Source organism: Paracoccus sp. (in: a-proteobacteria) (genome assembly GCF_047973135.1).
Taxonomy (GTDB): domain Bacteria; phylum Pseudomonadota; class Alphaproteobacteria; order Rhodobacterales; family Rhodobacteraceae; genus Paracoccus.
In genome coordinates, this window is sequence record NZ_JBKEBL010000115.1 from 19379 (window position 1) to 44525 (window position 25147).

A 25147-nucleotide genomic window follows, 5' to 3' on the forward strand; every position below is an offset into this window, starting at 1 on the left:
TGTTTTTACTTACGAATGGTAATAAAATGCATCCAGAACGAGGAGGACAATATGGCCGCGATTGACATTGACGGTTTGTCAAAAAGATTTGGTCAGTTTCAGGCGCTGTCCGGCATTTCGCTGACAGTCGCCGAAGGCGAGTTCGTCACGCTGCTTGGGCCTTCGGGTTGCGGCAAGACGACACTGCTGAAACTGATCTCGGGCTTTCTGGAGCCGAATGACGGGACAATCAGCATCGGTGGCAAGGATGTCACGCGGACCCCGCCCGAGGCGCGCGACACGGCACTGTGCTTTCAGTCCTATGCGCTGTTTCCGCATCTGACCGTGTGCGAGAATCTGGAATTCGGGCTGCGGCAGAAACGCCTGCCAGCGGATGAACGCAAGACGCGGGTGGGCGATGTTGCGGAAATGCTCAGCCTGACGGCGCAGCTTGACAAACTGCCCAACCAGCTTTCGGGCGGGCAGCAGCAGCGGGTTTCGCTTGGGCGTGCGCTGGCGATGCGACCGGGCGTGATCCTGTTTGACGAGCCGCTGTCCAATCTGGACGCCAAGCTGCGCGATCAGGTGCGGATCGAAATCCGCCGTATCACCCGCGATTTCGGCCTGACGGCGATCTATGTGACCCATGATCAGGCCGAGGCTCTGGCCATGTCGGACCGGGTTGTCGTGCTGAATGGCGGCAAGGTCGAACAACTGGACACGCCCGAGGCGCTGTATCACAGCCCGCGCACGCCCTTTGTGGCCGATTTCATCGGTGGCGCGAATCTGTTCGACGGCATCGTGCGCGGTCAGGTCGCAGGCGATCTGTGGCAGCTTGACACCCCGGCGGGCACATTTCTTGCCCGCAATTCCGGTCAGGCGCCCAATGGCAAGGTGACGGTCGGCTGGCGGCCCGAACATGCCGTGATCGGAACCGAGGGCATCCCCGCGCGGGTCATCCACCGCGCCTTTCAGGGCCATTTCACCGACCTGACGCTGGAGGCGAACGGCATCCCCTTTCGCGTCCAGATGCAGGAAACCGATGTGCGCGAGGGCGATCAGGTTCATGTCGCCATCGCGCCCGAGCGTATTCTGGCGCTGGAGGCGCGGGCATGACCGCGCGCAAATGGGTGCAGGTCATCCTGCTGCTGACACCGGGGCTGGGGCTGATTCTGGCACTGATCGGAACGGTGGTCTGGATCGCCGTCGCGCAGTCCTTTGGTCTTTACAACCTGAACGGCGAAAGCGTGTTCTCTCTGGAACACTGGGCCGAGGTCACAGGCCGGAAATCATATTATCGCTCGGTCAGCTATTCTCTGTATGTGGGCACGGTCAGTGCCATCCTGTCGGTGATGCTGGCCTATCCGCTGGCGATCTGGCTGCGCAAACCCTTTCCGGGGTCGATGACCATTGGCGCGGTGCTGAAGGCGCCGATGCTGGTGCACGGGCTGGTCGCGGCATTTCTGTTCGTCAATATCGTCGCTTACCACGGCATGCTGAACCAGTTCATGCAATGGCTGGGGATCTGGGACGCGCCGCATCGGCTGCGCAATGACGACAATGCCATCGGCGTGCTGATCCTGCAGGTATGGAAGAACATTCCGTTCGCGCTGTTGCTGTTGACCGGCGCGGTGCAGGGTATTTCCGACGATGTGCTGGATGCCGCGCGCGATCTGGGCGCGGGCAGCTGGGACAGATTCCGCAAGGTGATCGCGCCTCTGTCGGTCTCGGCCATGCAGGCGGCGATGGTGATCATCTTTATCGGGGCGCTGGCCGATTTCAGCTTTCAGGTGATCACCGGCCCAACAAACAAGCAATCGCTGTCGCAACTGATGACGGCCTACAAGGGGCGGGGCGACTGGAACTCGGCGGCGGTGATCGGTGTGACGCTGATGATCTTTGCGATGCTGGGATCCGCCGTGCTGGCCGCCGTGTCACGCCTGATTCTGCAAGGGAAACTGAAATGAGCCAGCCCGTCCTCAACCGCGCGCTGTTCCTGCTGCTGATTTTCGGCGCTTTCATCTGGCTCGTCCTGCCGTTCTCGCAGGCGATCCTGTGGTCGCTGGTCGATCCGTCGCAGCCATGGACGGCGGACAAGCTGCTGCCGCCGGTCATGTCCTTCTATCGCTGGACGGATATGTGGCAGAACTCGCTTCTGAAACAGGCGCTTGTGACGTCCTATTCCATTGCGCCTGTGGCCGCGATCCTGTCGCTGACGCTTGCCCTGCCCACCGCCTATGCACTTGGCCGGATCGAGTTTCCGGGCCGCAACACCGCCAAGATGGCCTGCCTGCTGCCGATGGTGGTGCCGGGCTTTGTCACCGCGATTTTCTTTTCGTCACTGCTGTTCCAGCTTGGGCTAAGTTCATCGCGCTATGGGGCCATCGTCTTTGCCCATGCGGTGCTGAACCTGCCCTATTCGATCCGCATCCTGACCATCAGCTTCGAACAGGTCCGGCAGGATCACGTCGATGCCGCCCGCGATCTGGGGGCAAGCCCCTGGGCGCGATTCCGGGTGGCCTATCTGCCGGCGCTGAAACCGGGGATCATGGCCAGCCTGCTGATCATCTTTATCCAGTCGATCGAGGAATTTGCGATTTCCTACATCGTCGGCACGCCGGATATCGTCACGATCCCGACGCTGCTGTTCTCGGCACTGGGGCAGGATTTCGTGCGCCCGAACGCCGCCGTCCTGTCACTGATACTGGTCGTTCCGAATGTGATCCTGATGCTGATCCTGGAACGACTGATGAAATCCGCGAACCCCACGCTGTCATCCGGCAAGGGCTGACGCGAATAACTGTCCAACCAGAGGAGAATAACATGCTGAAAACCCTGTTCGCGTCTGCGGCGGCCATCGTGCTGACCGCCTCGCTTGCCACCGCCGCCGATCTGACCGGCAAGACCTGGGACGAGATCGTCGCCCAGGCCAAAGAGGAAGGCCAGATGACATGGTTCGTCTGGTACCTGACCGACGACCTGCGCCGCTTTGTCCAGCCGTTCGAGAAAGAATACGGCATCAAGGTGACGATCCCCGAAGGCACCGCATCGGGCAATTCCGACAAGCTTTTGGCCGAAAAGGGCCGCGAGACGGGCGATATAGATGCCTTCGCCTGGGGCTTTACCGATTTCGACCAGATCGACAATGCCAGCATGTTCCACAAGCTTGATATCCTGCCCGAAGATGCGGGCCGCGTGGGCCAACTGGCGGGTAGCGACGGCGAGGGCTATGTGCTGGCCTATTGGGGCAACCAGACCGGCATCGCCTATGACCCGGCCCATGTCGATGAGGCGAACCTGCCCCAGTCGCCCGAAGATTTCGCCGCCTTCTGGCAGGCCAACCCCGAGAAATTCGGCTTCAACTATGAAAACGGCGGCGCGGGTCCGTCTTTTGCGGAAAACATCATGCGGGTGGTCGCCAAGGTGGATAGCTCGACGACCGAGGCCAGTCCGGAATGGATCGCCTCGTTGCAGCCGGCGGTGGATTTCCTGAACGAATATGCCGAGGATTACATCATCACCACCGGCAATGCCGACAGCATCACCCGCATCTCGGATGGCGAAATCTGGATGGCTCCCGCATGGGAGGATCATCTGGCCGGTCTGCAAAAGCGCGGCGAGGCCCGCAAGGAGATCAAGCTTTATGTCCCCGAAATGGGCATGAATGGCGGTGGTAACGGCGTGGCCATCCCGCTGAACGCCGCACATCCGGCGGCGGCGGCGGTATTCATCAACTGGCTGACCTCGGCCGAGGTGCAGACCGCCTTCAACGAACAGTTCGGCACCGCGCCGATGAACGCGGCGGCGGATGACAGCAACGCGCTGGTCCCGAACGACCAGCGCCAGTTCAGCGTGCCGGGGCTGTCGAAGCCGCAGCGCGATGCGATGAAAACCGTTCTGATCGACGATGTGATCCTGGAACGCTGACGCAAAACGGGCGCGGCGGGGTTGTCCTGCCGCGCCGATGCCTTGGACCCGAACGACCTTGAACGTACCACCCCCCCTGACCGAAACCTTCCCGCATCGTCGCCTGAACCCCCTGACCGGGGATTGGGTGCTGGTCTCTCCGCAGCGTGGCAACCGCCCCTGGCAGGGTCAGCAAGAGGACGCGGCAGTGCCCGCCGCGCCTGCGCATGATCCGGCCTGTTTCCTTTGCCCCGGCAATACCCGCGTGACCGGTGACGTGAACGCCGGTTATCGCGGCCCCTTCGTCTTTCCGAACGATTTTCCCGCGATCCTGCCCGATGCACCTGCGATCATGCAGGACAGTCCGCTGTTCCGCGCCGCCCCCGTCCGGGGCGAGGCGCGGGTGATCTGCTATTCCGAACGCCACGATCTGACCATGGCGCGCCTGCCCGTGCCCGCGATCCGCAAGGTGATTGATTGCTGGGTGGCGCAATATGCGGAACTGTCTGACCGCCACGACTGGGTGGAGATCTTTGAAAATCGCGGCGCGGCAATGGGCTGTTCCAACCCGCATCCGCATGGCCAGATCTGGGCCACCGACAGCGTGCCCAGCCTGCCCGCCCGCGAAGATGCGACGCAACGCGACTGGCTGGTGCAGCATGGTTGCCCGATGCTGCGGATGGTCGCCGAACAAGAGATCGCGCGGGGCGAACGGGTGGTCTTTCAGACGGCGGAATGGCTGTGTATCGTCCCGTGGTGGGCGGTCTGGCCTTTCGAGACGCTGCTGCTGCCGTTGTTCCCGGCCACGCGGCTGACCGATCTGACGCCCGCGCAGCGCGACGATCTGGCGCTGGCCCTGTCGCGGCTGACGATCCGCTATGACAATCTGTTCGGCACCGATTTTCCCTATTCGATGGGCTGGCACGGCGCGCCGGGTCGTGACGACGCCCCTCACTGGACCTTGCACGCGCATGTCTTTCCGCCGCTGCTGCGTTCCGCCACGGTGCGGAAATTCATGGTGGGATACGAGCTGATGGCAGAGGCGCAGCGCGATCTGACACCCGAAAAGGCCGCCGCGCTGTTACGCGCGCAATCCGATACACATTATCTTAACCAGTCCGCGGAAAGCGGCCCCGCCAAGCAGGCATGACATGACAACGATTAACTGGTCCCTGACCGCGCCCGCCCGCGATGCGATGATGCAGCACCTGACAGGTGCGAACAGCACCGCGCCGCGCCCCGAATCCATCACCCTCCCCGGCGAAGGGGGCAAGTTCGACCTCGATGGCCGTGTGATGGACCACCCCGGCAACACATTCCTGTGCCATATCGACCCGGATTCGGTGTTTTTCCGGGCGGCCTGCGATTATCATGACGCGCTGACTTCTGATCCTCTGGCGGCAAGCTGCCTGACCTTCCTGCCTAAATCCAGCCTGCATATGACGGTGTTCAACGGCATCAGCGGTAGCCCTCTGGGGGCGGATGGCTGGCCGCGCGACATCGTGGCGGGCAGCGATCTGGCCACGATCACCGCCGCATTTCAGGATCGCCTGGCGGGCTTTGACGGGCCGCAGGGTTTCCGCGTCCGCCTGGCCGGGTTCCACAAGCCGGGGGGGCTGACGGTTCTGTCCGATGGTGCCGGCGAAGAGACGAAGCTGCGCGGCGTTCGGCGCGATCTGGAGCGGCTGACCGGCCTTTGTCGTGGCGATGTGGACAGCTATCGTTTTCACGTCTCGCTGGCCTATCAGTTGCGCTGGCTCGACCCGTCCGAGGCGTCAGAGCTGATTGACCGCATCGAACGGTTTTACGCCCGGCATCTGGCCGGACTGGATTCTCTGACCCTTGGCCCGGTCGAGTTCTGCGTGTTCCGCGACATGCACCATTTTGAAACCGTCGCGCGACTGGGCTGACCGGCGGCGCCGGGCCACGCCTTTCCAGAGGATAGCACAGAATTGGCCGTCATCGGTTTCATCGTCCACCTGCTCAGCGCGGCGACATTGCTGCTGTTCGCGGTACGCTTCATGCGTATCGGGATCGAACGATTGTGGAGCGCGCGGATCCGCAGAAACCTCAGTGCGGGTGCCTCGGCCCTGTCGCTGCTGGCCAAGGGAGCGGGGCTTGGCTTTGCGTTGCAGGGTGCGACCGTGGTGATGCTGATGGCGGCGGGGCTGGCCGAAAGCGGCACGATTCCCGTCCTTTCGGCGGCGCTGGTGGCGATGGGGGCCGATTTCGGTTCGGCCATGGTGGTGCAGTTCCTGACCCTGCCGGTGGGGGCGGTCGGCCCGCTGCTGATTCTGGCGGGCGGCTGGCCCTATCTGAACGCGACAAGGCCGGAACGCCGCAACCTTGGGCGCGTGGCCCTTGGGCTTGGCCTGATCTTCCTGTCTCTTGGCCTGATCCGCGAGGCAGTCGCGCCGCTGCGCGATTTTTCGGGTGCCAGCGCTGTCCTTGCCTATGTCAATGCCGATCTGGTCACGGCGGCGGTTCTTGGGGTGGTGCTGACGCTGTTGATGCATTCCAGCCTTGCCGCCGTTTTGACTTCGCTGGCCTTTGCGGGCCACGGGCAACTGGGCCTGCCCGCCGGTCTGGCCTTTGTCATCGGCTGCAATATCGGCAGTGCGCTGCTGCCGCTGTGGCTGCTGCGGCGCGATGCAGGGGCGGGGTCCGTGGTGGCCCGTGCGCTGGCCAGCCTGCGGATCGGGCTGGCCGTGGTTTTTCTGGCGGCTCTGTCGCTTGCGCCGGATCCTTCGGGCGTGCTGTCGGCCTGGCCGGTGGATCGCCTGATCCTGACGGGTCATGCGGCATTCAACCTTGCGCTGCTGCTGCTGGCTCCGGCCATTCCGCTGATCCTGCGGCTGTTTCCCGTTGCCGGGCGGGCCGGTGAGGACGAGGTCTTTGCCTTGCCGCCGGGCGAGACCGACCCGCAGGTGCTGGCGATGGCGTTCAGGGGGCAGGTCAACCGGATGCTGGATCTGCTGGTGCAGATGTTCGATCTGGTGACGGGCGAGGCACGAGACCTGACCGCCGTGACGCGGCATGAGCGGCGCATGAACGCCGCCCTTGGCGGCATTCGCCGGGCCTATGCGCAATTGCCTGAAAATCACGAGGCCCCCGGCCGACAGATCCGGCAGATCATGGATTTCGCGATCCGTATCGAAGCCTCGGCCGATTTGCTCAGCGGCAAATACGCGACCATCCGTCAAGAATCCCTGCGCGGAGACTATGTCTTTTCCGGGGCCGGAGAGGCGGAAATCGCCGATCTGATCGGGCAGGTCCGCAAGGGAATGGTGCTGGCGCAGAACACCTTTTGGCGCGAGGATGTGGCGGCGGCCCGCGAACTGGTCGTCCACAAGCGGCATGTCGCCCTGCTTGAGGCGCAAAGCAAGCAGAACCACCTTGCCCGCGTCCGCAAGGGCAACCTGCTGAGCCTTGGTTCCAGCGATGGCCATCTGGAGCTGGTCGCAGCGCTGAAATCCATCAATTCCAAGCTGGCGACGATTGGCTATGCGGTTCTTGATGCGCATGGCGAACTGGCGGAGACGCGGCTGCGGGTGGGGCGCGACGATCAGGCGGGCTGACGCTGCACCGCGCTGTTGCCACGAGGCCGGGGTTGCGGTCGTGAAGGGATGTGAATGAAACGTCCGGTGCGATTGCGTGATTGACTCGCTCCGATCTGATGCGTAACGATGAGAAAACGTTTGCGCATCAGATGAGGGTGCTTTGGGCAAATCCGGTGATGACGATGGCAATGGGCGCGAAGGGGTTCCGTCGCGCCCGACGATCCGGAATATTGCCGAGCGTGCACAGGTCAGCATCACCACCGCGTCGCGGGCGCTGAACGATACCGGACGGATCGGGGAAGAGACCCGCAAAAGGGTGCGCAAGGCCGCGCAGGAACTGAATTACCGTCCCAGCAGCGCGGCGCGGGCGCTGGTGCAGCGCCGGACCTTCACGCTGGGGTTGCTGACCAATGACCGCTATGGCCGCTTTACGCTGCCGATGCTGGCTGGCGTCTCCGAGGCGCTGGCGGATGAGGATGTGTCGATCTTCCTCTGTGCCGAGGAATACGCCCCTGATCGACTGCGCGCGAATATCGCCGCGATGGAGGCGCGGGGCGTTGACGGGCTGATCGTGACGGGCAAGCGGGTGGACAAGGGCGTCCCGGCCGAGCTTTTGCCGCAGGGGATTCCTGTCGTCTTCGTGCATTCCGCCGCCGCGCTGGGGTCGCACCGCTTTATCGGCGATGACGAAGGTGGTGCACATGCGGCGGTCTGCCATCTTGCGGCTTGCGGGCGGCGACGGATCGCCCATGTCAGCGGACCGGACACGTTTCACGCCGCGCGCCTGCGGGCGGATGGCTGGCGCCGCGCGCTTGAGGAACGCGGGCTTGCCCCGTTCGGCGCGGCGCTGCATGGCCCCTGGACCGAGGCGCACGGGTTCGAGGCCGCGCGTCACCTGTTCGACCGCGATCCCGCCGACAGGCCGGATGCGGTGTTCTGCGGCAACGATCAGATCGCGCGCGGGCTGATCGATTCGCTGGCGCTGATGGGGCTGAATGTTCCCGATGACGCCGCCGTGGCCGGTTTCGACAACTGGGACGTCTTTGCCGAAGCGACGCGGCCGCCTCTGACGACAATTGACCCGCAGCTTGGTACTCTGGGGCGGGCTGCGGGGGGGCGGATTCTGGACCTGATCAATGGCAGGCAGGTCGATCCCGGAACGGTCAGTGTGCCAGGCGTGTTGGTAAAGCGGAAATCTTGCGGCTGCGCGCCCTAGCGCGGCATCCGCAAACACGGCCCGGCTGATACAAGGCCGGTTTTTTGTACGGAATTTGCGCAAACGCTTGCGCATTTTTTACCAAAAAGGGGAGGGGAATATGACACGGAATATCCTGATGGCGGGTTTCGTTGCCGCTGCGGCACTGGCGGCACCGGTATATGCCGAAGATTTCACCATTTGGGTGCGCGACAGCGGATCCGAGTTCATGCCAAAGATCGTCGATGCGTTCAACGCCTCGCAAAGCGACCACAAGGTCACGCTGCAAATCGTTCCGGCGGCTGAACTGGTACAGAAATACGGCATCGCGGCGGCAGGCGGTTCCGCCCCCGAGGCGCTGTCGGTCGATCTGATCTATACGCCGGCCTTCGCGGCTGCGGGGCAGTTGACCGACATCACCGACTGGGCAAAATCGCTGCCCTATTTCGACCAGCTTTCGCCCGCCCATATCGCGGTTGGTACCTATGAGGACCGGATCTATGCGCTGCCCTTCTCGGCCGAGGCATCGGTGCTGATGTGGAACAAGAAACTGTTCGCCGAGGCCGGGCTTGACCCCGAAAAAGCGCCGGCGACATGGGCCGAAATCCGAGCCGCAGCCGAGGCGGTCGCAGCAATTGGGGCTGATACATACGGGTTCTATTTTTCGGGCAATTGCGGGGGCTGCAACATCTTCACCTTTGCGCCGCTGATCTGGGCGTCGGGGGGTGACATCTTCGAGGATGAGGGCCGCAAGGCCACGATGGATTCGCCCGTCATGCGCGATGCGATCGAGCTTTATCGCGGGATGGCGCTGGACGGGCTGGTCCCGGCAGGGTCGCAGACGGACAGCGGTGCGAATTTCTTTGCTGCCTTCGCGAATGGCAATATTGGTCTTGCCTCGTCGGGGGCCTTTGCCATTGGCGCGCTGAACAACCAGTATCCCGATCTTGACTATGGTGTGACCCATATTCCCGGTAAGGATGGCGGCTGGTCGTCCTTTGCGGGCGGCGACAATATCGTCATCTCGCGCGGGGTGGGCGAGGCCAAAGTCGAAGCGATCAAGGCTTTCATCGAATTCGCCTATACGCTTGAGGGGCAAAAGACACTCGCGGCCAACGGCTCGTTGCCGGTGCGCGGCGACATCGCTGCCGAGGCGCTTGAAGGGCTGGACCCACGCTATCTGATTGCGGCCGAGGCCATGTCCAAGGGGCGCACGCCCTACAGCATCGTCTTCAACGACCTGATCAATTCGCGCAACGGTCCCTGGATCACCATGCTGAACAAGGCGTTTTTCGCGAAATCGGATGATGATGTGCAAGAGGCCATCGACGACGCCCAAGAGGAAATGCAGTCGATCATCGACATGGCCTATTGACGGCCCGTGGGCGGGGCGCGCGTCGTGCCTCGCCGTGCTGACCCAATGGGGGCGATCATGGCATCTGCAACAACCGGGCGTCCGCGACGCCGCAAATCCGCTGTCGCGCGGTGGGAGGGGCTGTTCTATGTCCTGCCCGCGCTGGTTCTGGTGGCGGTGTTCTTTCTGATCCCGCTGGGAATGACCGTCTGGATGTCGTTCCACAAATGGCCGCTGATCGGCGTGCCGCGCTTTGTCGGGCTGAAGAATTACGAAAGGCTGCTGGGCGACAGCAGCTTCTGGGCCTCGATGTGGTTCACGGTCAAATATACCGTCGCGGCGACCGTCGGGCTGTTGTCCATCGGTCTGGGGCTGGCGCTGCTGGTCCAGCGCGAGGGGCGGGCCATCGCCGTTTACCGCACCATCTATTTCCTGCCGGTGGTGACGGGTTTCGCCTCGGCGGCGCTGTTATGGGCGTGGCTGTCCAACGTGGATAACGGGCTGTTTTCGCCGCTGGCGCAGATGTTGGGGCTGACCGAACAGCGCGTGAACATCCTTGCCACGTTTCAGCCCGCCTTCTGGTCGGTCACGATCATGGTGCTGTGGAAGATGGCCGGGTTCTATATGGTGATCCTGATGAGCGGGCTTCAGGCGATCCCGCAGGATTATCAGGAAGCCGCGCGAATCGACGGGGCCAGCGCCTTTCAGCGGTTCCGCTTTATCTCGGCCCCGCTGATCCGCAAGCCATTCGCGCTGGCATTGATCCTGTGCGTGTCGGGTTCGATGCTGGCCTTCGATCAGTTCTATATCATCCTGGCGGGCGGGCCCCAGAACCAGACCATCACGGCGGTTTACAATATCTTTCTGGAAAGCTTCGTCTCGTTCCGCATGGGTTATGGCGCGGCGTTGTCGGTGGTGTTGCTGGCCGTCCTGATGGTGCTGAGCGTGGTGCAGCTTGTGCTGCTGCGCGACAGGGGGGATCAGCGATGACCACAGCCCCCCCGTCCGCCCCGCGCCGCAAGGGCCGGATGCGCCACCACCGGCTGATCTTTCATGCCACAGCCGTGCTGACGGCGATCATCTTTCTGGTGCCGCTGGTCTGGGTCGTTCTGGCCAGCTTTCGCGGCCCGTCCGAGGCGGGCATGCCGCCGCTGCCGCCCTGGCCGCAGCAGGGGTTCGTTTTGGACAGTTATCACCGGCTGAACAATTTCGGCACGCCAATCCTGCGCCATGCGACCAATTCGCTGATCGTCTCGGTGGGAACGGCGGCGCTGACGATCATCGTGTCGCTGTTGGCGGGATACGGATTTTCGCGCTTTCGCTTTCCGCTGAAGGGGCTGGCCTTCGTGCTGATCCTTGCCACGATCATGATTCCCTTTCAGTCGATCCTGACGCCGCTGTTCCTGCTGCTGGCGAAGATGGGGATGCAGAACACGCTGGCCAGTCTGGTCCTTGTCTACACCACGCTGCAACTTCCGTTTTCGGTGTTCATGATGCGCAACGCCTTTGACGCCGTCCCGCGAGAGATCGAAGAGGCTGCGCGTATCGACGGTCTGCGCGGGATCCCGATGCTGACACGGGTGATGCTGCCACTGGTCGCGCCGGGGATCGTGACTGTCGGGCTGTTCGCCTTTCTGAACGCCTGGAACGAGTTTCTGGCCGCGCTGGTGCTGCTGTCCGATCAGTCGAAATTCACGCTGCCGGTGCTGATCAGTTCGGTCCGGTCAGGGCGCTATGGAGCGGTTGACTGGGGGGCGGTGCAGGCCGGGGTCACGCTGATGATGATCCCCTGCCTTGTTCTCTTTCTGCTGCTGCAACGGTCCTACATCCGCGGTCTGACCGCCGGCGCCGTCAAGTAAAATATACATACGAAAGGTATGGAAATGAACAATACGCAAGCTGCTGTCGGGCATCCGGCAAAGTTTCGTCCGCTGAAGATCAATCAGGTTCGCGTGGACGGCTTTTTCGGGCCGCGCATCGACCAGATCGCCATCAAAACCGCCCGGATGCTGTTTGACCGCTGTATCGCGGCGGGGATGCTGGACCAGATCGACCCCGACCGGCCCAACCCCGGCATGCGCATCCCCTTCCAGAACAATCACGAGGTTACGCCGCAAATGTTCTGGGATTCTGATCTTGGCAAAAGCATCGAGGCGGCGGCCTATGCGTTGTTCCGCCGCGCCGACCCCGATCTTGAGGCGCAGGTGGATGAGGTCGTGGATGCCTTTGGCCGGTTGCAAGACGATGACGGCTATCTCAATTCCTGGTTTCAGCGGATGGAGCCGGGTAAACGCTGGACCAACCTGCGCGAAAAGCATGAATTGTACAATGCCGGGCATCTGATCGAGGCGGCGGTGGCCTATTTCCACGCCACCGGCAAGCGCAAGCTGCTGGACATCATGGGCCGCTATGCCGACCATATCGCGCGCCGTTTCGGGCCTGACAAGGATCAGTCCCACGGCTATCCCGGCCATCCCGAACTGGAACTGGCGCTGGTCAAGCTGGCCCGCGCCACCGGCAGGCAGGACTATCTTGATCTGGCCAAATATTTCGTCGATGCGCGCGGGACCGAGCCGAATTTCTTCGATGACGAGGCGCGGGGCAGGGGCGAACGCCCCGAGGATTTCGCCTTTGGTACGCTGGAATATTGTCAGGCACACAAGCCGGTGCGGGACCAGACCGAGGTGGTGGGCCATGCGGTGCGCGCGGCCTATCTGTACGCCGGAATGGCCGATGTCGCGACGGAATTTGCCGATGACAGCCTTGACCCCGCGTTAGAGGCGCTGGGGTCGCATCTGACCGAACGGAACCTCTATGTGACCGGCGGCTTTGGTCCCTCGGCGCTGAACGAGGGCCTGACATTCGATTACGACCTGCCGAACCGCACCGCTTATGCCGAAACCTGCGCCTCGGTCGCGCTGGTTTTCTGGGCCAGCAGGATGCTGGGGCGTGGCCCCGATGCCCGCTTTGCCGATGTGATGGAGCGCGTGCTGTATAATGGCGCGCTGTCCGGCCTGTCGCTGGATGGCGAGAGGTTTTTCTATGACAACCCGCTGGAAAGCCGGGGCGACCATCACCGCTGGCACTGGCACAGATGCCCGTGCTGCCCGCCCAATATCTCGCGGCTGATCGCCTCGGTCGGAACCTGTCTTTTCGGGGTCTCTGACACGGAAATCGCGCTGCATCTGTATTGCGGCTCGCAGGCGGAAATCAGCGTCGCGGGCACCGATGTCGCCTTGCGGGTCGAGACGGATTACCCCGTTTCCGGGCGGATCAGGGTCCGCGTCGATCCGGTGGCCCCTGCCGATTTCACCCTGTCGCTGCGCATTCCCGGCTGGGCCTCGGACCATGCCGCGGCGGTGAACGGTGACAGTATCGACCTGCCCGTTGAACGGGGCTATCTGCGCATCACGCGCCGGTGGCAGGCAGGCGACGAGATCGCGCTGGATCTGGGGATGGAGCCGCAATTCATCCATGCCAATCCGGCGGTAGCTGCCGATCAGGGGCGTGTGGCACTGATGCGCGGGCCGCTGGTCTATTGTCTGGAACAGGCTGACAACGCGCCGATGCTGAATTCCTGCATCCTGCGCGACGATGCCGTGCCGCGCCTGACCGAAATCAATGGATTGCCGGGCATTGTCGGGCTGGAGGTCGAGGGGATGCGTGAAACCGGCAATGGGGCGCTGTATTCAACGACGCCGCCCCGCCGGGCACCGACGCTGCTGCGTGCGGTGCCCTATTACGCCTGGGACAACCGTGCGCCGGGCGAAATGCTGGTCTGGATCCGGCGGGAGGCATAGGCGATGGCCGCGAACACGACCGATACTCCGGCCGGGCTGGTCCTGAAGGATCTGTGCAAATCCTTCGGTGCCATCAACGTCCTGAAAAACATTAACCTGACTGTCAAAGGCGGCGATTTCGTGGTGTTCGTCGGCCCCTCGGGCTGTGGCAAATCCACCCTGCTGCGCATGATCGCCGGGCTGGAGGATGTGACCAGCGGTGAATTGCATATCGGCGGGATCGACGTCACTGATGTCGATCCCGCCGACCGGGGCATCGCGATGGTTTTTCAGACCTATGCGCTGTATCCGCATATGAACGTGGCGCAGAACATGGGCTTTGGCCTCAGGGTTGCGGGCGTGCCCAGGGCCGAGATAGACCGAAAGGTGCAAGAGGCCGCGCGTGTCCTGCAACTGGAACAGTATCTTGACCGCAGGCCCGGCCAGTTGTCGGGCGGTCAGCGACAGCGCGTCGCCATCGGTCGCGCCATTGTCCGCGACCCCGAAGTGTTTCTGTTCGACGAACCGCTGTCCAATCTGGACGCCGAATTGCGCGTCGGTATGCGGATCGAGATAGGCCGCCTGCATCAGGAACTGGGCAACACCATGATCTATGTGACACATGACCAGACCGAGGCGATGACGCTGGCCGACATGATCGTGGTGCTGCGCGCGGGCCGGATCGAGCAAGTCGGATCACCCGAAACCCTGTATGACGACCCCGACAACATGTTCGTGGCGGGCTTCATCGGCTCGCCCAAGATGAACTTTCTGCCCGGCACCATGCGCGCGGGCACGCTGATCGTCGAGGGGCAGGCGATCACGGTACCAAAGCTTGCCAACATGCCCGAAGGGGGCGATCTTTGGGTTGGCATCCGTCCCGAACACATGCGTATCGCCCGCGAGGGCGAGGCCTCGATCCCCATGCGCGTCGATTATTTCGAGTTTCTGGGTGGGGCCAGCTATCTTTACGGCACGGTTGGCACGGCAAGCTGCATCGTCGAAAGCCACCGCGAACGATTGCACGCCTCGGGCAGCCGGGCGGGGCTGGCGCTGGACCCCGACCGCATCTGCCTGTTCGACCTGAACGAACAACGGATCAGATAGCGCGGCGGCGGCCCGTCACGCCCTGCTGTGAAACGGGGCTTCCGGTTCAGGTGGGCGCAAGCCCGGTGACGGGTGCGGGTTTGATCATGAAGCGGATTTCGTCAGTCTTGAAGCCAAGAGCCATTGGCCGCCGCACACCGGCAAGGCAGGCTACGTCATAGAGTTCCTGAACCATTCCGTTTATTTCTACGCGATGTTCGATGTCTCCGGTTTCCAGATTGACGACCGCCACCATACAGCGCGCCGAGATTTTCCCGGCTTCCAGTCTCTCTTGCAGTTCCAGCCCTTCGAAGGCGGCATCGCGGCGCGGTTTGGAAACTCCGATAATGGCGTATTTGCCCAGAAATGACAGCCCCCGCGCATAACCCGGCAGAAAACAGATTTCGTCGAAAGTTCCGGTTTTCGGATCGATTCGCCCAAACAGACCCTTTCCCGACTGGATAAGATAAAGATTATCATTATACAGCCGCGGCGAATGCGGCATCGAAAGGCCCTGCGCCACGATGTCGCGGCTTGCGACATCAATCACCACGCCGCCATCGCGCCGGTGTTCACGCCAACCGCCGGCGATATTGCTGGTGGATACGCAGGTCACAAAGGCCGGCCGGTCGCCATCCATGGCCAGCCCGTTCAGGTGGCAGCGATCCTCGGCCGCGACCCGGTCGATAAAGGGCGGCAGCCAGACCGGCACAAAGCTGTGGTGATCATCCAGTGTCGCAAGGCAGTTGAAGCGGGTGACGACGAACAGCGGCGGGCGCCCATCCTTGAAGGGATGAATGTCGTGAATATCGACATCCCCCGTGCTGCGGCCCTCAAGCGGCGTGAAAACAGCGTCATAGCCGTCATGGCTTTGCCCCGGTTCAAGGAAATTGCGGAACCGCCAAAGCTGATACAGCGACGACAGCCAGAACTCGTCACCCCCGGCGGATATGCCAAATCCCATGCAGCGCGGAAAGCTGCGTTCGAACACGGACAGCCTGCCGCTTTTCGGGTTGGTTCCCAGCAAGAAGAACTTTCCGGCCTGATAGGTGGTAAAGGCCAGGCTTGCCCCGCTTTGCGCCAGCCAGGGCGTGAAAAGCCGCGACGGGATCATCTGGAGTGCCGGTGCGGCAGGTGTCTCTGCCGCAGCTTTTTCGACGGTTTCCGATGGCTGTTCGACAAGGCCGGTTTCTTTATTCATCATTGAAAATCCCCTGATCAGCCCGATGCCCGCATTTCAGCGCGAGTGTTTCAGGCGTGTACAAATACAAAAATGTTTATTCTGTATTGACCTGATTTACCGACAATGGCAAGACTCCGATAGCTCCAATTTTAAACCGGTTGGTAAGACCGGTTATAACATTTTGATTCTTAGGAGAATTATAATGGGTGACTATGGCGGTCAGGCGATTTTCAACTCTGATCTGGACTCGTGGCAACGATTCTCAAAAGTTGTAACAACTATAGATGATTTCAACGGTGACGGGTTTTCAGACTATCTGGTTACATCGCCATATGCTGCTAACGATTTCACCCGAATCGACGACGATGGGAATGATGTGCAATCGAGGGGGCGGGGTGTCAGCTATGTCGTCTTCGGGACGGCAGATGGACCCGCGACATTTGATCTGGCTGATCTGGATGGCACCAACGGGTTTTCCATCGGCAGCAGCAACTACGTCGGCGAAGGAGTTTATAGCACCAGGGATCCAGTCACTGATTATGAGACCACTTGGCAAAACTGGGGCAGCAATGCGGCGGCACTGGGCGATGTGAACGGCGACGGGCTGGCCGATTTCGCCATCTCCGGAAACAGCGGGCACCGCTATGGCGATGGCTATTACGTGGGAACCGCGCTGTATATCGTGTTCGGGACCGATGACGCGCGGCCAGCGCATATCGACCTTGCCGATCTTTCCGACGATGAGGGCTTTAGTATCGGTGGCCTGCGCGGCCTGCTGACCGAGGTCGAAGCCGCCGGCGATATCAATAATGACGGCCTGAACGATTTCATGCTGACTGCGGCCGAGGGTTGGTACTATGGCGAATCCTTGTTCGCATCTGCGTTGTCGGACGATGACCGGCCGGTGCTTGGATATGTGATTCTGGGCGATGACGGGCTGGATTCGATCGGCGGTTTCGATGTCAACGATCTGGACGGCACGAACGGCTTTACGATTCTGGGCGGCGACGGCGAACATGGCGCAGGACGCTATCGCGAGTACGGATATGGCGAATCCGATTCCGAAATTTCGACGGAAATTTCGACGACAATTGCGACGGAACTGACCGCCATCGGTGATATCAATGGCGACGGTTTTGATGATCTGCACGTCCGGACGACCAAGTCCACGTCCGAAACGCAAGCCGATTACTCGGAAACGGGGTATGGCGATGACGCCTACCACTGGCGCATCGAACAATCCACCGAGGTCCAGACGACCGAGGTAATCATCTTTGGCGACGATTCCGACAGCCCGGAAACCGTCATGGTGGATTCCGACAGCGCTTCGGGCAATGTCCAGCAGGTGAACTGGGTTGGCAGCGTCAGCGATTCGTCGTCTAGCACCACTTACTATTCGCCTTACTGGGAAGGCCAGGGATGGGTTGGCGTGCCGGTCCGGCATCTGACCGGCGCAGGCGATTTCAACGGCGACGGGTTTGACGACGTCGCGCTGGGTCATCCCAGCCTTTCCAACTGGGGCCCGGCAGAGGACATGTTCGAGCCGCTCAACGGACTGGTCATGGTCGTGTTTGGCGATGAAGACGGCGTTTCCGACAGTGACGGCATGCCGACGTCGATCACACCCGACACGGCGGACATGCGGATCTGGGACAGCAGCCAGCAGCTCTGGGATGATGACACCGAAGGTTGGTCGGGCCGCTTGGTGTCAGAATTCGGTCAGGTGGCGGTCCAGGCCGGTGACGTGGATGGCGACGGACAGGACGACCTGCTGATTGCCGCACGGGGACACAGCGGCACGGTCGATGATGCCTTTGCCGATTCGCTTGGGTTGCTGGCCTATGTGGTGTTCGGGCGCGATGCCGGTGACGCACAGGTTGATCTGGACTTGTCCGAGGATGCCGACGGGCTGGATGGGAATGGCTATCTGTTCCACGGCATCGAACCTCACAGCGACTTTTCACGAATCAGCGACGATCAGACCAACTTTACGCAGTGGCTGAACCCTGCCGGCGATGTGAATGGCGACGGCTTTGCCGATTTTGTAATCGGCAGCGATGTCACGCAATATAGCGCAGGATACGAATATGTGGCCGGGAGGGCATTTCTCGTTCATGGCGGGACCGACGCACTTGAGGCAGCGGACAAGGCCGACGGCACCGACGACAATATTATCAACCTTGAGAATGTTGATGTCGATGTGGATACGGGACGGGCTCCCATCAAGGTCTGGATGCACACCGACAGCTTCAGCCGCGACGAAGGTGATCAGGACGAACTGAGCAGCCTGTCCTTCCAGGTCCGGCGCGACGGTGATCTGACTCAAAGCGTCACCGTGTCCTATGCGGTCGAGGGGTTGGATACGGTTTCCGGCGGTTCAGCCGATGGCGACGATTTTCTGGGTAATGCCCTGCCAAGCGGCAGCGTGACCTTTGTCGAGGGCGAGGATACCGCGTGGATTCAGATCGACGTCACGGGGGACATCGATGTCGAACAGGACGAGGGCCTGCGCGTTCGTCTGACCGAGGTGACTGTGCCCGATGGCTATACCGGCGCGCTGATCGGACGTGCCGATGCCATCGGCGTGATCCGCAACGATGATCTGCCGTCTAAAGTTTCGGTCTCTCCGGCGAACGCGACCGAGGGCGATGGCACAGATCTGGTGTTCCGGGTTTCGCGGCAATACGATCTGCAATCCGAAGTCACCGTCGATTACGTGGTCAGCGCCTATAGCTATAGCGGCGTAAGCTCGGGCGATGTGGACGGCGGTCTGCCACAGTCCGGAACGGTGACATTCGCGCCCGGCGAGGATGAGGTTTTCGTAAGTCTTGGTGTCGTTGATGACAATTTGGACGAAGACGCCGAATATCTGGAAATCCGTCTTTCCAACGCGCAGGGCGATGGCATTTATGGCGCCCCCGTTCTCGCGGATTCGCATGCCTATGGCTATATCTACGACGACGACGATTCTGCCCGGTTGCAAGTCGTGGGCCGACGTGTCGTCGAAGATGCCGGGACGCTGGATTTCACTGTGACCCGCACTGGCGATCTGAACTCGCAAGTCACGGTTGACTGGACGATCCCCGATGGCGGTTCGGTCAACAGCGACGATATCGACGGCACGCTTCCGCTTTCGGGTACGCTGACCTTTGCCGCGGACGAGCGGGTCAAGACCGTTTCGGTCGGCATCATTGATGACAGAATGGCTGAAAACAGCGAGACGCTGGAACTTGCGCTGTCGAACGCCGTCGCCACCGGAGGGTCCGGGCTGACGACCATCGTAACCGCCTCGGCCATTGGCACGATTGACGACAATGACCAGCCGATCCGTGTCTATACCGGCAGTGCAAGTGGCATTGAGGGCGATGGCACGATGGGTTTCACGATCAATCGCTCGGGCAACAACATGGCGCCCTTCTCGGTCGGTTATTCGATTGAGCTTTACCCCCACTCTCAAAGTGCCAGCGACGCCGATCTGGACAGTGCGCTGCCGATCACCGGAACGGTCCAGTTCGCGCAAGGCGAGACGAGCAAAAGCTTTTTTATCGGCATTGCCGATGACGATCTGGTCGAAGGGACGGAATATCTGCAATGGCGCCTGACCAGTGCCAGTTCGACGGTCGAGGATGTGACCTTCAATATTTCAAGCGGATATCGTTACGCCGCTATCTATGACAACGATTATCCGGTCAATCTTTCGATCAGCGGCAACAATGTCGCCGAGGGCGGCGGTGCGCCTCTGGTCTTTACGCTGACGCGTTCGGGCCGCACCGATGTGGCTGCCCAGGCCACCTATGAGTTCTTTCAGTACCAGAACCAGCCCGAGGCAAGTGATTTCGTCAACGGCTTCCCGGCAGGCGGCGTGGTTACATTCGCGGCGGGCGAGACGGTCAAGCGGATCAGCCTCGACATCGCCGACGATGCGATTGCCGAAAGCAACGAATATCTGGGCATGCGCATCACCGATATCAATGCAGGCGGGGTTCCAGTTACGGGCGAAGGCCGCAGCGCCTATGCAGGGATCATCAACGACGATTTGAATGTAGAACTGTCGGTGGACACGGTATCGGGTTCCGAAACCGGCGGCCCGATCACCGTGACGATCCGCCGGTCGGGTGACACCTCGGCGGCTGTGGATGCCGACTATCAGATCTCGGCCGGGGCCTATGCCAGTGCCGCAAGCCAAGCGGATGTGCAGGAAGCCGTGCCGATGACCGGGACAGTCAGCTTTGCGGCGGGCGAGACGGTCAAGACCATCCAGATCACCCCCATCGACGACGATCTTGTCGAGGCCGACGAATTTCTTGAGGTGACGCTGACCGACGCGCGCAGCGACGAGGACGTTACCATCGTTCGCCAGACAGGTCCATCCTATGTCCGCATCGTCAGCGAGGATCGCAATGTCGAGATTTCGGTCTCGGGCGAGGCGAGAAACGAGGATGACGGCCAGCTTCGCGCCTTCATCACCCGCTCGGGGCGCACTGATGTCGAGGTGACGGTCGAATACCGGGCCGAATCCTATGACGTCTCGGATGACGATGTGAGTGAAACCCTGCCCGTGACCGGCAGCGTGACCTTTGCTGCGGGCGAGACCAGCAAGGTCATTACCCTGCATCCGGTTGCCGATGACATTATCGAACAGAACGAATACCTTCAGGTCACGCTGACCGACAGCTATCTGTCGGGCGCGGATGCGGACGATGGCGCTGTGGTGATCCGCCAGACCTTCCCCGCCTATCTGCAGATCGTGAACGACGATCATCCGGTGCGGTTCTGGACTTCGTCTGCCAGAACCGACGAGGGCGGCAGCCTGGGCTACGCGGTCTATCGCAGCGGCCGAACAGATGTCGCGGCCAGCGTGGACTGGGTTCTGGACGGTGGTTCGGTCGAGTCTGGTGACATAACCGGTGGCATCCCGCAAAGCGGAAAGCTGAGCTTCGCGGCGGGCGAAAGCGTCAAGTACCTCAATTTCGGCACCGTCGATGACAGCATCGTCGAGGGCACCGAAAATGCGCGGCTGAACCTTTCCAATCCGGCGGCGGCGGATGGCAAACAGGCCGAGGTCACTGGCGGCGACGGCTGGGGCTATGTCTATGACAACGATTTCAATATCGTTCTGCGCGTCGCGAATACGTATGCCTATGAGGATAGCGGAGCCCTGCGCTTTCTGCTGACCCGCTCGGGCGAATATAACGCCGATGTCACGGTTAGCTATCAGTTCGACGGCGCAGGCTGGAACCCGGCCAGCGCGGATGATGTGACCGGCGGGTTGCCGCAAGGCGGCAGCGTGTATTTCGCCGCAGGCGAAACAAGCAAGGTGATTTCGCTTGGCATCGTTTCGGACAATCTGGTCGAAGGCAGCGAAAATGTGTCGTTGACCCTGACCGGCGCAACGACGACGACCAGCCACGGGATTGATCTGCAAAGCTGGTCCAGCATCGGAAGCATCCTGAACGACGACTACAACATCGACCTTGGCGTCAACGGCTACAATGCCAATGAAGGCGATGCGATGACCTATGTCCTGACCCGCACGGGCGCGACGAATACCGAGGTCACTGTGGATTACAGCTTTGCCGGTGCCGGGCGGGATCCGGCGTCAAGCGACGATGTGACCGGCGGACTGCCGCAAAGCGGGCAGGTCACGTTCGCGGCGGGCGAGACGCATAAATATCTGGCGGTCAACACGGTCGAGGATGACGATATCGAGAATAGCGAAGGCCTGTCGCTGACCATCGACAACGCTTCGACGACCAGCGACCGGGAAATCACGGGTATCGGCGCCTCTCGCATGGCTTATATCAACAATGACGATTTCCCTGTTGTCTTCTCGGCCTATGGCATTTCGGGCTATGAGGATACCGGCGTTCTGACCTTCGTGGTCACGCGCAGCGGCCACACCGCGACCGCCGCCACCGTCGAATATTCGTTGTTGGGGAATATGGCCGGTTATGCCAGCGCTGACGATGTGCGGGGCGGTCTGCCCCAAAGCGGCACGATCAGCTTTGCCGAGGGCGAGACCAGCAAGTCGATCACGCTTGTTCCGATCGCCGATTCCGAGATCGAGAACGCCGAGTTGGTGCAGTTCACCCTCAGCGATCCGACCGCAGAGGATGGCAGGGCGACCCAGTTGTCACAAGTCAGCACCCGAGCCTATATCTATAACGATGATCTGGCACCCAGCATCAGCGTGTCCGGCGGCGGCAGTTTCACCGAAGGCAATTCCGGTACGCAGCCCGTTCCCTTTACCTTTACCCGGACGGGCGACCTGACGGACGCGCTGAAGGTCGATTATGCGCTTTCCGGGACGGCGGACAGTCAGGACGTGACCGTCAGCATTCCGGGCAGCGGCAGCCTGTCCTTTGCTGCGGGCGAAAGCAGCAAGACGGTCCTGATCGGCATACAGGGCGATCGGTTCATCGAACCGCACGAGAATTTCAGCCTGACGATCACCGGGCTGACCTCGTCCGATCTGCGCAGCTACGAGATCCGCAGCGGCGTGGTCGTGACCAGGATCCTGAATGACGATGGTCGCCCGCCGATCATTCCGCCTGGGGTCGAGGCAGATGTCTTTGGCGATCCCCATATCGTCACGCTGGACGGGCTGACCTATGACTTCATGGCGGTGGGTGAATATATTCTGGTCGAATCCATGCCTGACGCGCGCGATCCGTTCCAGGTGCAGGTCCGCTTTGAACCTGCGCCCGGTTCTGATCTGGTGTCGGTCACGACCCGCGCGGCGGTTCAGGTGAATGGCCATGTGGTTGAACTTGACGCCCTGAGCGATTCTCCGTTGCTGATTGATGGTGTCCCCACGGTCATCGATCCGGCCCTGGGCGCCATCGACATTGATGGCGACGAGACAAGCGATGTCTTCCTGATGCAGGAGGACGGCATGAGCAAATATGTCATCGTCCTGAACGACAGCAACGAACAGCTTATGGTCGGCATGGCCGAAGGCTATATGAATGTCTGTGTGTTCCTGGCCGAAGACCGGGTCGGCGGCGTTCGCGGGTTGATGGGCAATGCCGATGGCTCGATCGCCAATGACATCGCGCTGCGCGACGGAACCGAACTGGGAACCGAGCCGGATTTCGACCAGCTTTACGGCGATTTCGCAGCAAGCTGGCGTCTGGATGCGTCGGAGGCCGAAGGTTCGGACAAGGCATCGTTGTTCACCTATGCCGATGGTGTGACGACGGCGGATTACTACGATCCGGAATTTCCGGCCGCTGTCATCAGCCTTGACGACGTGCCCGCCGATCTGTTGGCGCGGGCCGAGGCGGCGGCGGATGCGGTCGGCTTGACCGATCCGATCCTGCGCGAGGCGGCGATCCTCGACTATATCTTCACCGGCGATCCCAGCTTTGTGACCGGGGCGACTGGCCTTGCCGCCGAACCGGTCGAGACGCTGACCGTCGCCGTCGAGGATGACGACCAGATGACCAGTCATGTCGCGGCGGTGACGACCGAACTGACCGAGGGCGATGCGGGTGCCAGCGCGGCGCAGTTCCGGTTCTACCGGACCGGCGACACCGAAACGGCGATCACCATCGCCTATACGCTGGCGGGAACGGCGGATGCCGACGACCTTTCCGGTGACGCCGTTCTGTCGGGCAGCATCGTGATCGCCGAAGGCTCTGCCGAGGCATTGCTTGATCTGTCGGTTCTGGGCGACCTGCGGACGGAACAGGATGAAACCCTGATCGTCCGGATCACCGGGGTCAGTCAGGGCCTTGTCGGCGCGTCCAGTGCGCGCACGACCATCCTGACCGACGATTTCGCCCCCGATGCCGTGGATGACAGCTTCTCGGTCCAGACCGACACCACACTTGCCGGTAATGTTCTGGCCCCGAACCCGGATGCACCCGACAGCGACGCCGATAACGACACATTGTCGGTCATCGCGCTGGACGGGGTGGTGCTGACCGGGGGATCGGCGGAAAAGCTGCTGACTTACGGCACGCTGACCATCGCGGCGGACGGACAGATTGCCTATGTTCCCGATGCGCGGGCCGATGCGCTTGCGCCCGGCACGGTCGTGACCGAGCAGTTTGAATATACGATCAGCGATGGCAATGGCGGCATCGACACGGCCAGCGCCGGCATCTCGGTGATCGCGCCGGCCGTGGCGGTTGACAATCACGCGCCCGTCGCGACGGGTGACACTGTCGCCGTGGACGAGGATGACAGCGTTACCATTTCCGTTCTGGCCAACGATACGGACAGCGACGGCGACGATCTGGCAGTCGCGGCCTTTGGCCAGGGCGCGCATGGCAGCGTCATTGGCGGGGATGATGACAGCCTGATCTATGTGCCGGATGCCGATTTCCACGGCGAAGACAGCTTTACCTACACGATCACCGATGGGGTGCAGACCAGCACGGCGACGGTGAATGTTACGGTCAATCCGGTAAACGACCTGCCCGAAACTATGGACATCGCGGCAAGCTTCGGTGAAGCCGACACCATCACGGTTGACTTGTTATCCACCGCCAGCGACATCGACGGCGATGCGCTGACGGTTGCGGATGTCAGTATTTTCGGTGCCGATGACCGCATGGTCAGCGGAACCGTGTCTGCGGCGGGTGTGCTGAGCCTTGATCCCGGCCAGTTCGACGATCTGAACGATGACGAAAGCCTTGATGTCATGGTCAGCTATCAGATCCTGGATGGCACGGACAGCATTCCGGGCATGGCGGTTCTGACCATCCTTGGCGAAGGGTCGGCGGAAGGGCCCAACCTGATCCAGGGTACCTCCGGGCGCGACATCCTGAAGGGTACTGACGGGGCCGACGAAATAGACTTTGCAGGCGGCTTTGGTGATGTCGGGATCGGAGGCGGTGGCGATGACGTGTTCGTCTTCACGGCCAATATCTCGAATGGCACCGCCGACAGCACGCGCATCGCCGACTGGTCCGTAGGCGACAGCCTGAGCGGCATCACCTTTGAGGATGTCGATCTGTCAAGCCTGCGCGGCAACAGCACGATGATCCGCTTTGCCTATGGCCCCGACAAGGATGTGCTGACCATCACCGGCGATGTCTCCGACGGGTTGTCGATCATTTTCGGGGATATGTGGGCGGTATGATTCTCGCTTGTGAA

15 protein-coding genes are annotated in these 25147 nt (G+C 61.6%); 14 read left to right on the forward strand and 1 reads right to left on the reverse strand.

Annotated elements, in window-relative coordinates:
* The first annotated feature begins 51 nt into the window (after positions 1-51).
* The 13 genes from ACK5L9_RS08690 (at position 52) to ACK5L9_RS08750 (ending at position 14880) form a co-directional block, all read left to right on the forward strand.
* Complete coding sequence (locus ACK5L9_RS08690) at positions 52-1095, forward strand: ABC transporter ATP-binding protein (protein ID WP_416911069.1); 1044 nt, start codon at positions 52-54, stop codon at positions 1093-1095.
* The gene (locus ACK5L9_RS08695) at positions 1092-1946 is read left to right on the forward strand and encodes an ABC transporter permease (protein WP_416911070.1); all 855 of its coding nucleotides are present in this window, start codon (positions 1092-1094) and stop codon (positions 1944-1946) included. Before ACK5L9_RS08690 ends, ACK5L9_RS08695 begins: the two co-directional genes overlap by 4 nt.
* Positions 1943-2770, forward strand: coding sequence for an ABC transporter permease (locus ACK5L9_RS08700; RefSeq protein WP_416911071.1), 828 nt, complete (start codon positions 1943-1945; stop codon positions 2768-2770). Before ACK5L9_RS08695 ends, ACK5L9_RS08700 begins: the two co-directional genes overlap by 4 nt.
* Positions 2771-2802: 32 nt before the next feature.
* Positions 2803-3906 (forward strand): extracellular solute-binding protein, encoded by a 1104-nt coding sequence (locus tag ACK5L9_RS08705; protein WP_416911072.1) that lies wholly within the window; start codon positions 2803-2805, stop codon positions 3904-3906.
* A gap of 58 nt (positions 3907-3964) precedes the next feature.
* Positions 3965-5035, forward strand: coding sequence for a UDP-glucose--hexose-1-phosphate uridylyltransferase (locus ACK5L9_RS08710; protein ID WP_416911073.1), 1071 nt, complete (start codon positions 3965-3967; stop codon positions 5033-5035).
* A gap of 1 nt (position 5036) precedes the next feature.
* On the forward strand, positions 5037-5795 hold the full coding sequence (locus ACK5L9_RS08715; protein ID WP_416911074.1) for a DUF1868 domain-containing protein: 759 nt from the start codon (positions 5037-5039) through the stop codon (positions 5793-5795).
* A gap of 42 nt (positions 5796-5837) precedes the next feature.
* Positions 5838-7463 (forward strand): Na/Pi cotransporter family protein, encoded by a 1626-nt coding sequence (locus tag ACK5L9_RS08720; RefSeq protein WP_416911075.1) that lies wholly within the window; start codon positions 5838-5840, stop codon positions 7461-7463.
* A gap of 142 nt (positions 7464-7605) precedes the next feature.
* A complete protein-coding gene (locus tag ACK5L9_RS08725; RefSeq protein ID WP_416911076.1) occupies positions 7606-8661 on the forward strand; it encodes a LacI family DNA-binding transcriptional regulator in 1056 nt (351 codons plus the stop codon).
* A gap of 100 nt (positions 8662-8761) precedes the next feature.
* On the forward strand, positions 8762-10015 hold the full coding sequence (locus tag ACK5L9_RS08730) for an ABC transporter substrate-binding protein (protein WP_416911077.1): 1254 nt from the start codon (positions 8762-8764) through the stop codon (positions 10013-10015).
* A 57-nt stretch (positions 10016-10072) separates the two neighbouring features.
* Entirely contained in the window at positions 10073-10984 is a 912-nt protein-coding gene (locus ACK5L9_RS08735; RefSeq protein WP_416911078.1) for a carbohydrate ABC transporter permease, read from the forward strand.
* Positions 10981-11853: a carbohydrate ABC transporter permease gene (locus ACK5L9_RS08740; RefSeq protein ID WP_416911079.1), complete on the forward strand. Its 873-nt coding sequence runs from the start codon at positions 10981-10983 to the stop codon at positions 11851-11853. The genes ACK5L9_RS08735 and ACK5L9_RS08740 overlap by 4 nt, the downstream gene beginning before the upstream one ends.
* Positions 11854-11877: 24 nt before the next feature.
* Entirely contained in the window at positions 11878-13794 is a 1917-nt protein-coding gene (locus ACK5L9_RS08745; RefSeq protein ID WP_416911080.1) for a glycoside hydrolase family 127 protein, read from the forward strand.
* A 3-nt stretch (positions 13795-13797) separates the two neighbouring features.
* Positions 13798-14880, forward strand: a complete 1083-nt coding sequence (locus ACK5L9_RS08750) for an ABC transporter ATP-binding protein (protein ID WP_416911081.1) — start codon at positions 13798-13800, stop codon at positions 14878-14880.
* Between the two features lie 46 nt (positions 14881-14926).
* Here the strand turns inward: ACK5L9_RS08750 and ACK5L9_RS08755 are convergent, their stop codons facing one another.
* Positions 14927-16063, reverse strand: coding sequence for a TIGR03032 family protein (locus tag ACK5L9_RS08755; protein WP_416911082.1), 1137 nt, complete (start codon positions 16061-16063; stop codon positions 14927-14929).
* Between the two features lie 181 nt (positions 16064-16244).
* Between ACK5L9_RS08755 and ACK5L9_RS08760 the strand changes: the two genes are divergently transcribed.
* Positions 16245-25133, forward strand: coding sequence for a Calx-beta domain-containing protein (locus ACK5L9_RS08760; protein ID WP_416911083.1), 8889 nt, complete (start codon positions 16245-16247; stop codon positions 25131-25133).
* The last annotated feature ends 14 nt before the right edge of the window (positions 25134-25147 follow it).

Bases quoted from the DNA above. Each gene is read 5' to 3' on its own strand.
- ACK5L9_RS08690 (WP_416911069.1), top strand. From the start codon at position 52: ATGGCCGCGATTGACATTGACGGTTTGTCAAAAAGATTTGGTCAGTTT.
- ACK5L9_RS08695 (WP_416911070.1), top strand. From the start codon at position 1,092: ATGACCGCGCGCAAATGGGTGCAGGTCATCCTGCTGCTGACACCGGGG.
- ACK5L9_RS08700 (WP_416911071.1), top strand. From the start codon at position 1,943: ATGAGCCAGCCCGTCCTCAACCGCGCGCTGTTCCTGCTGCTGATTTTC.
- ACK5L9_RS08705 (WP_416911072.1), top strand. From the start codon at position 2,803: ATGCTGAAAACCCTGTTCGCGTCTGCGGCGGCCATCGTGCTGACCGCC.
- ACK5L9_RS08715 (WP_416911074.1), top strand. From the start codon at position 5,037: ATGACAACGATTAACTGGTCCCTGACCGCGCCCGCCCGCGATGCGATG.
- ACK5L9_RS08730 (WP_416911077.1), top strand. From the start codon at position 8,762: ATGACACGGAATATCCTGATGGCGGGTTTCGTTGCCGCTGCGGCACTG.
- ACK5L9_RS08735 (WP_416911078.1), top strand. From the start codon at position 10,073: ATGGCATCTGCAACAACCGGGCGTCCGCGACGCCGCAAATCCGCTGTC.
- ACK5L9_RS08740 (WP_416911079.1), top strand. From the start codon at position 10,981: ATGACCACAGCCCCCCCGTCCGCCCCGCGCCGCAAGGGCCGGATGCGC.
- ACK5L9_RS08745 (WP_416911080.1), top strand. From the start codon at position 11,878: ATGAACAATACGCAAGCTGCTGTCGGGCATCCGGCAAAGTTTCGTCCG.
- ACK5L9_RS08750 (WP_416911081.1), top strand. From the start codon at position 13,798: ATGGCCGCGAACACGACCGATACTCCGGCCGGGCTGGTCCTGAAGGAT.
- ACK5L9_RS08755 (WP_416911082.1), bottom strand. From the start codon at position 16,063: ATGATGAATAAAGAAACCGGCCTTGTCGAACAGCCATCGGAAACCGTC.
- ACK5L9_RS08760 (WP_416911083.1), top strand. From the start codon at position 16,245: ATGGGTGACTATGGCGGTCAGGCGATTTTCAACTCTGATCTGGACTCG.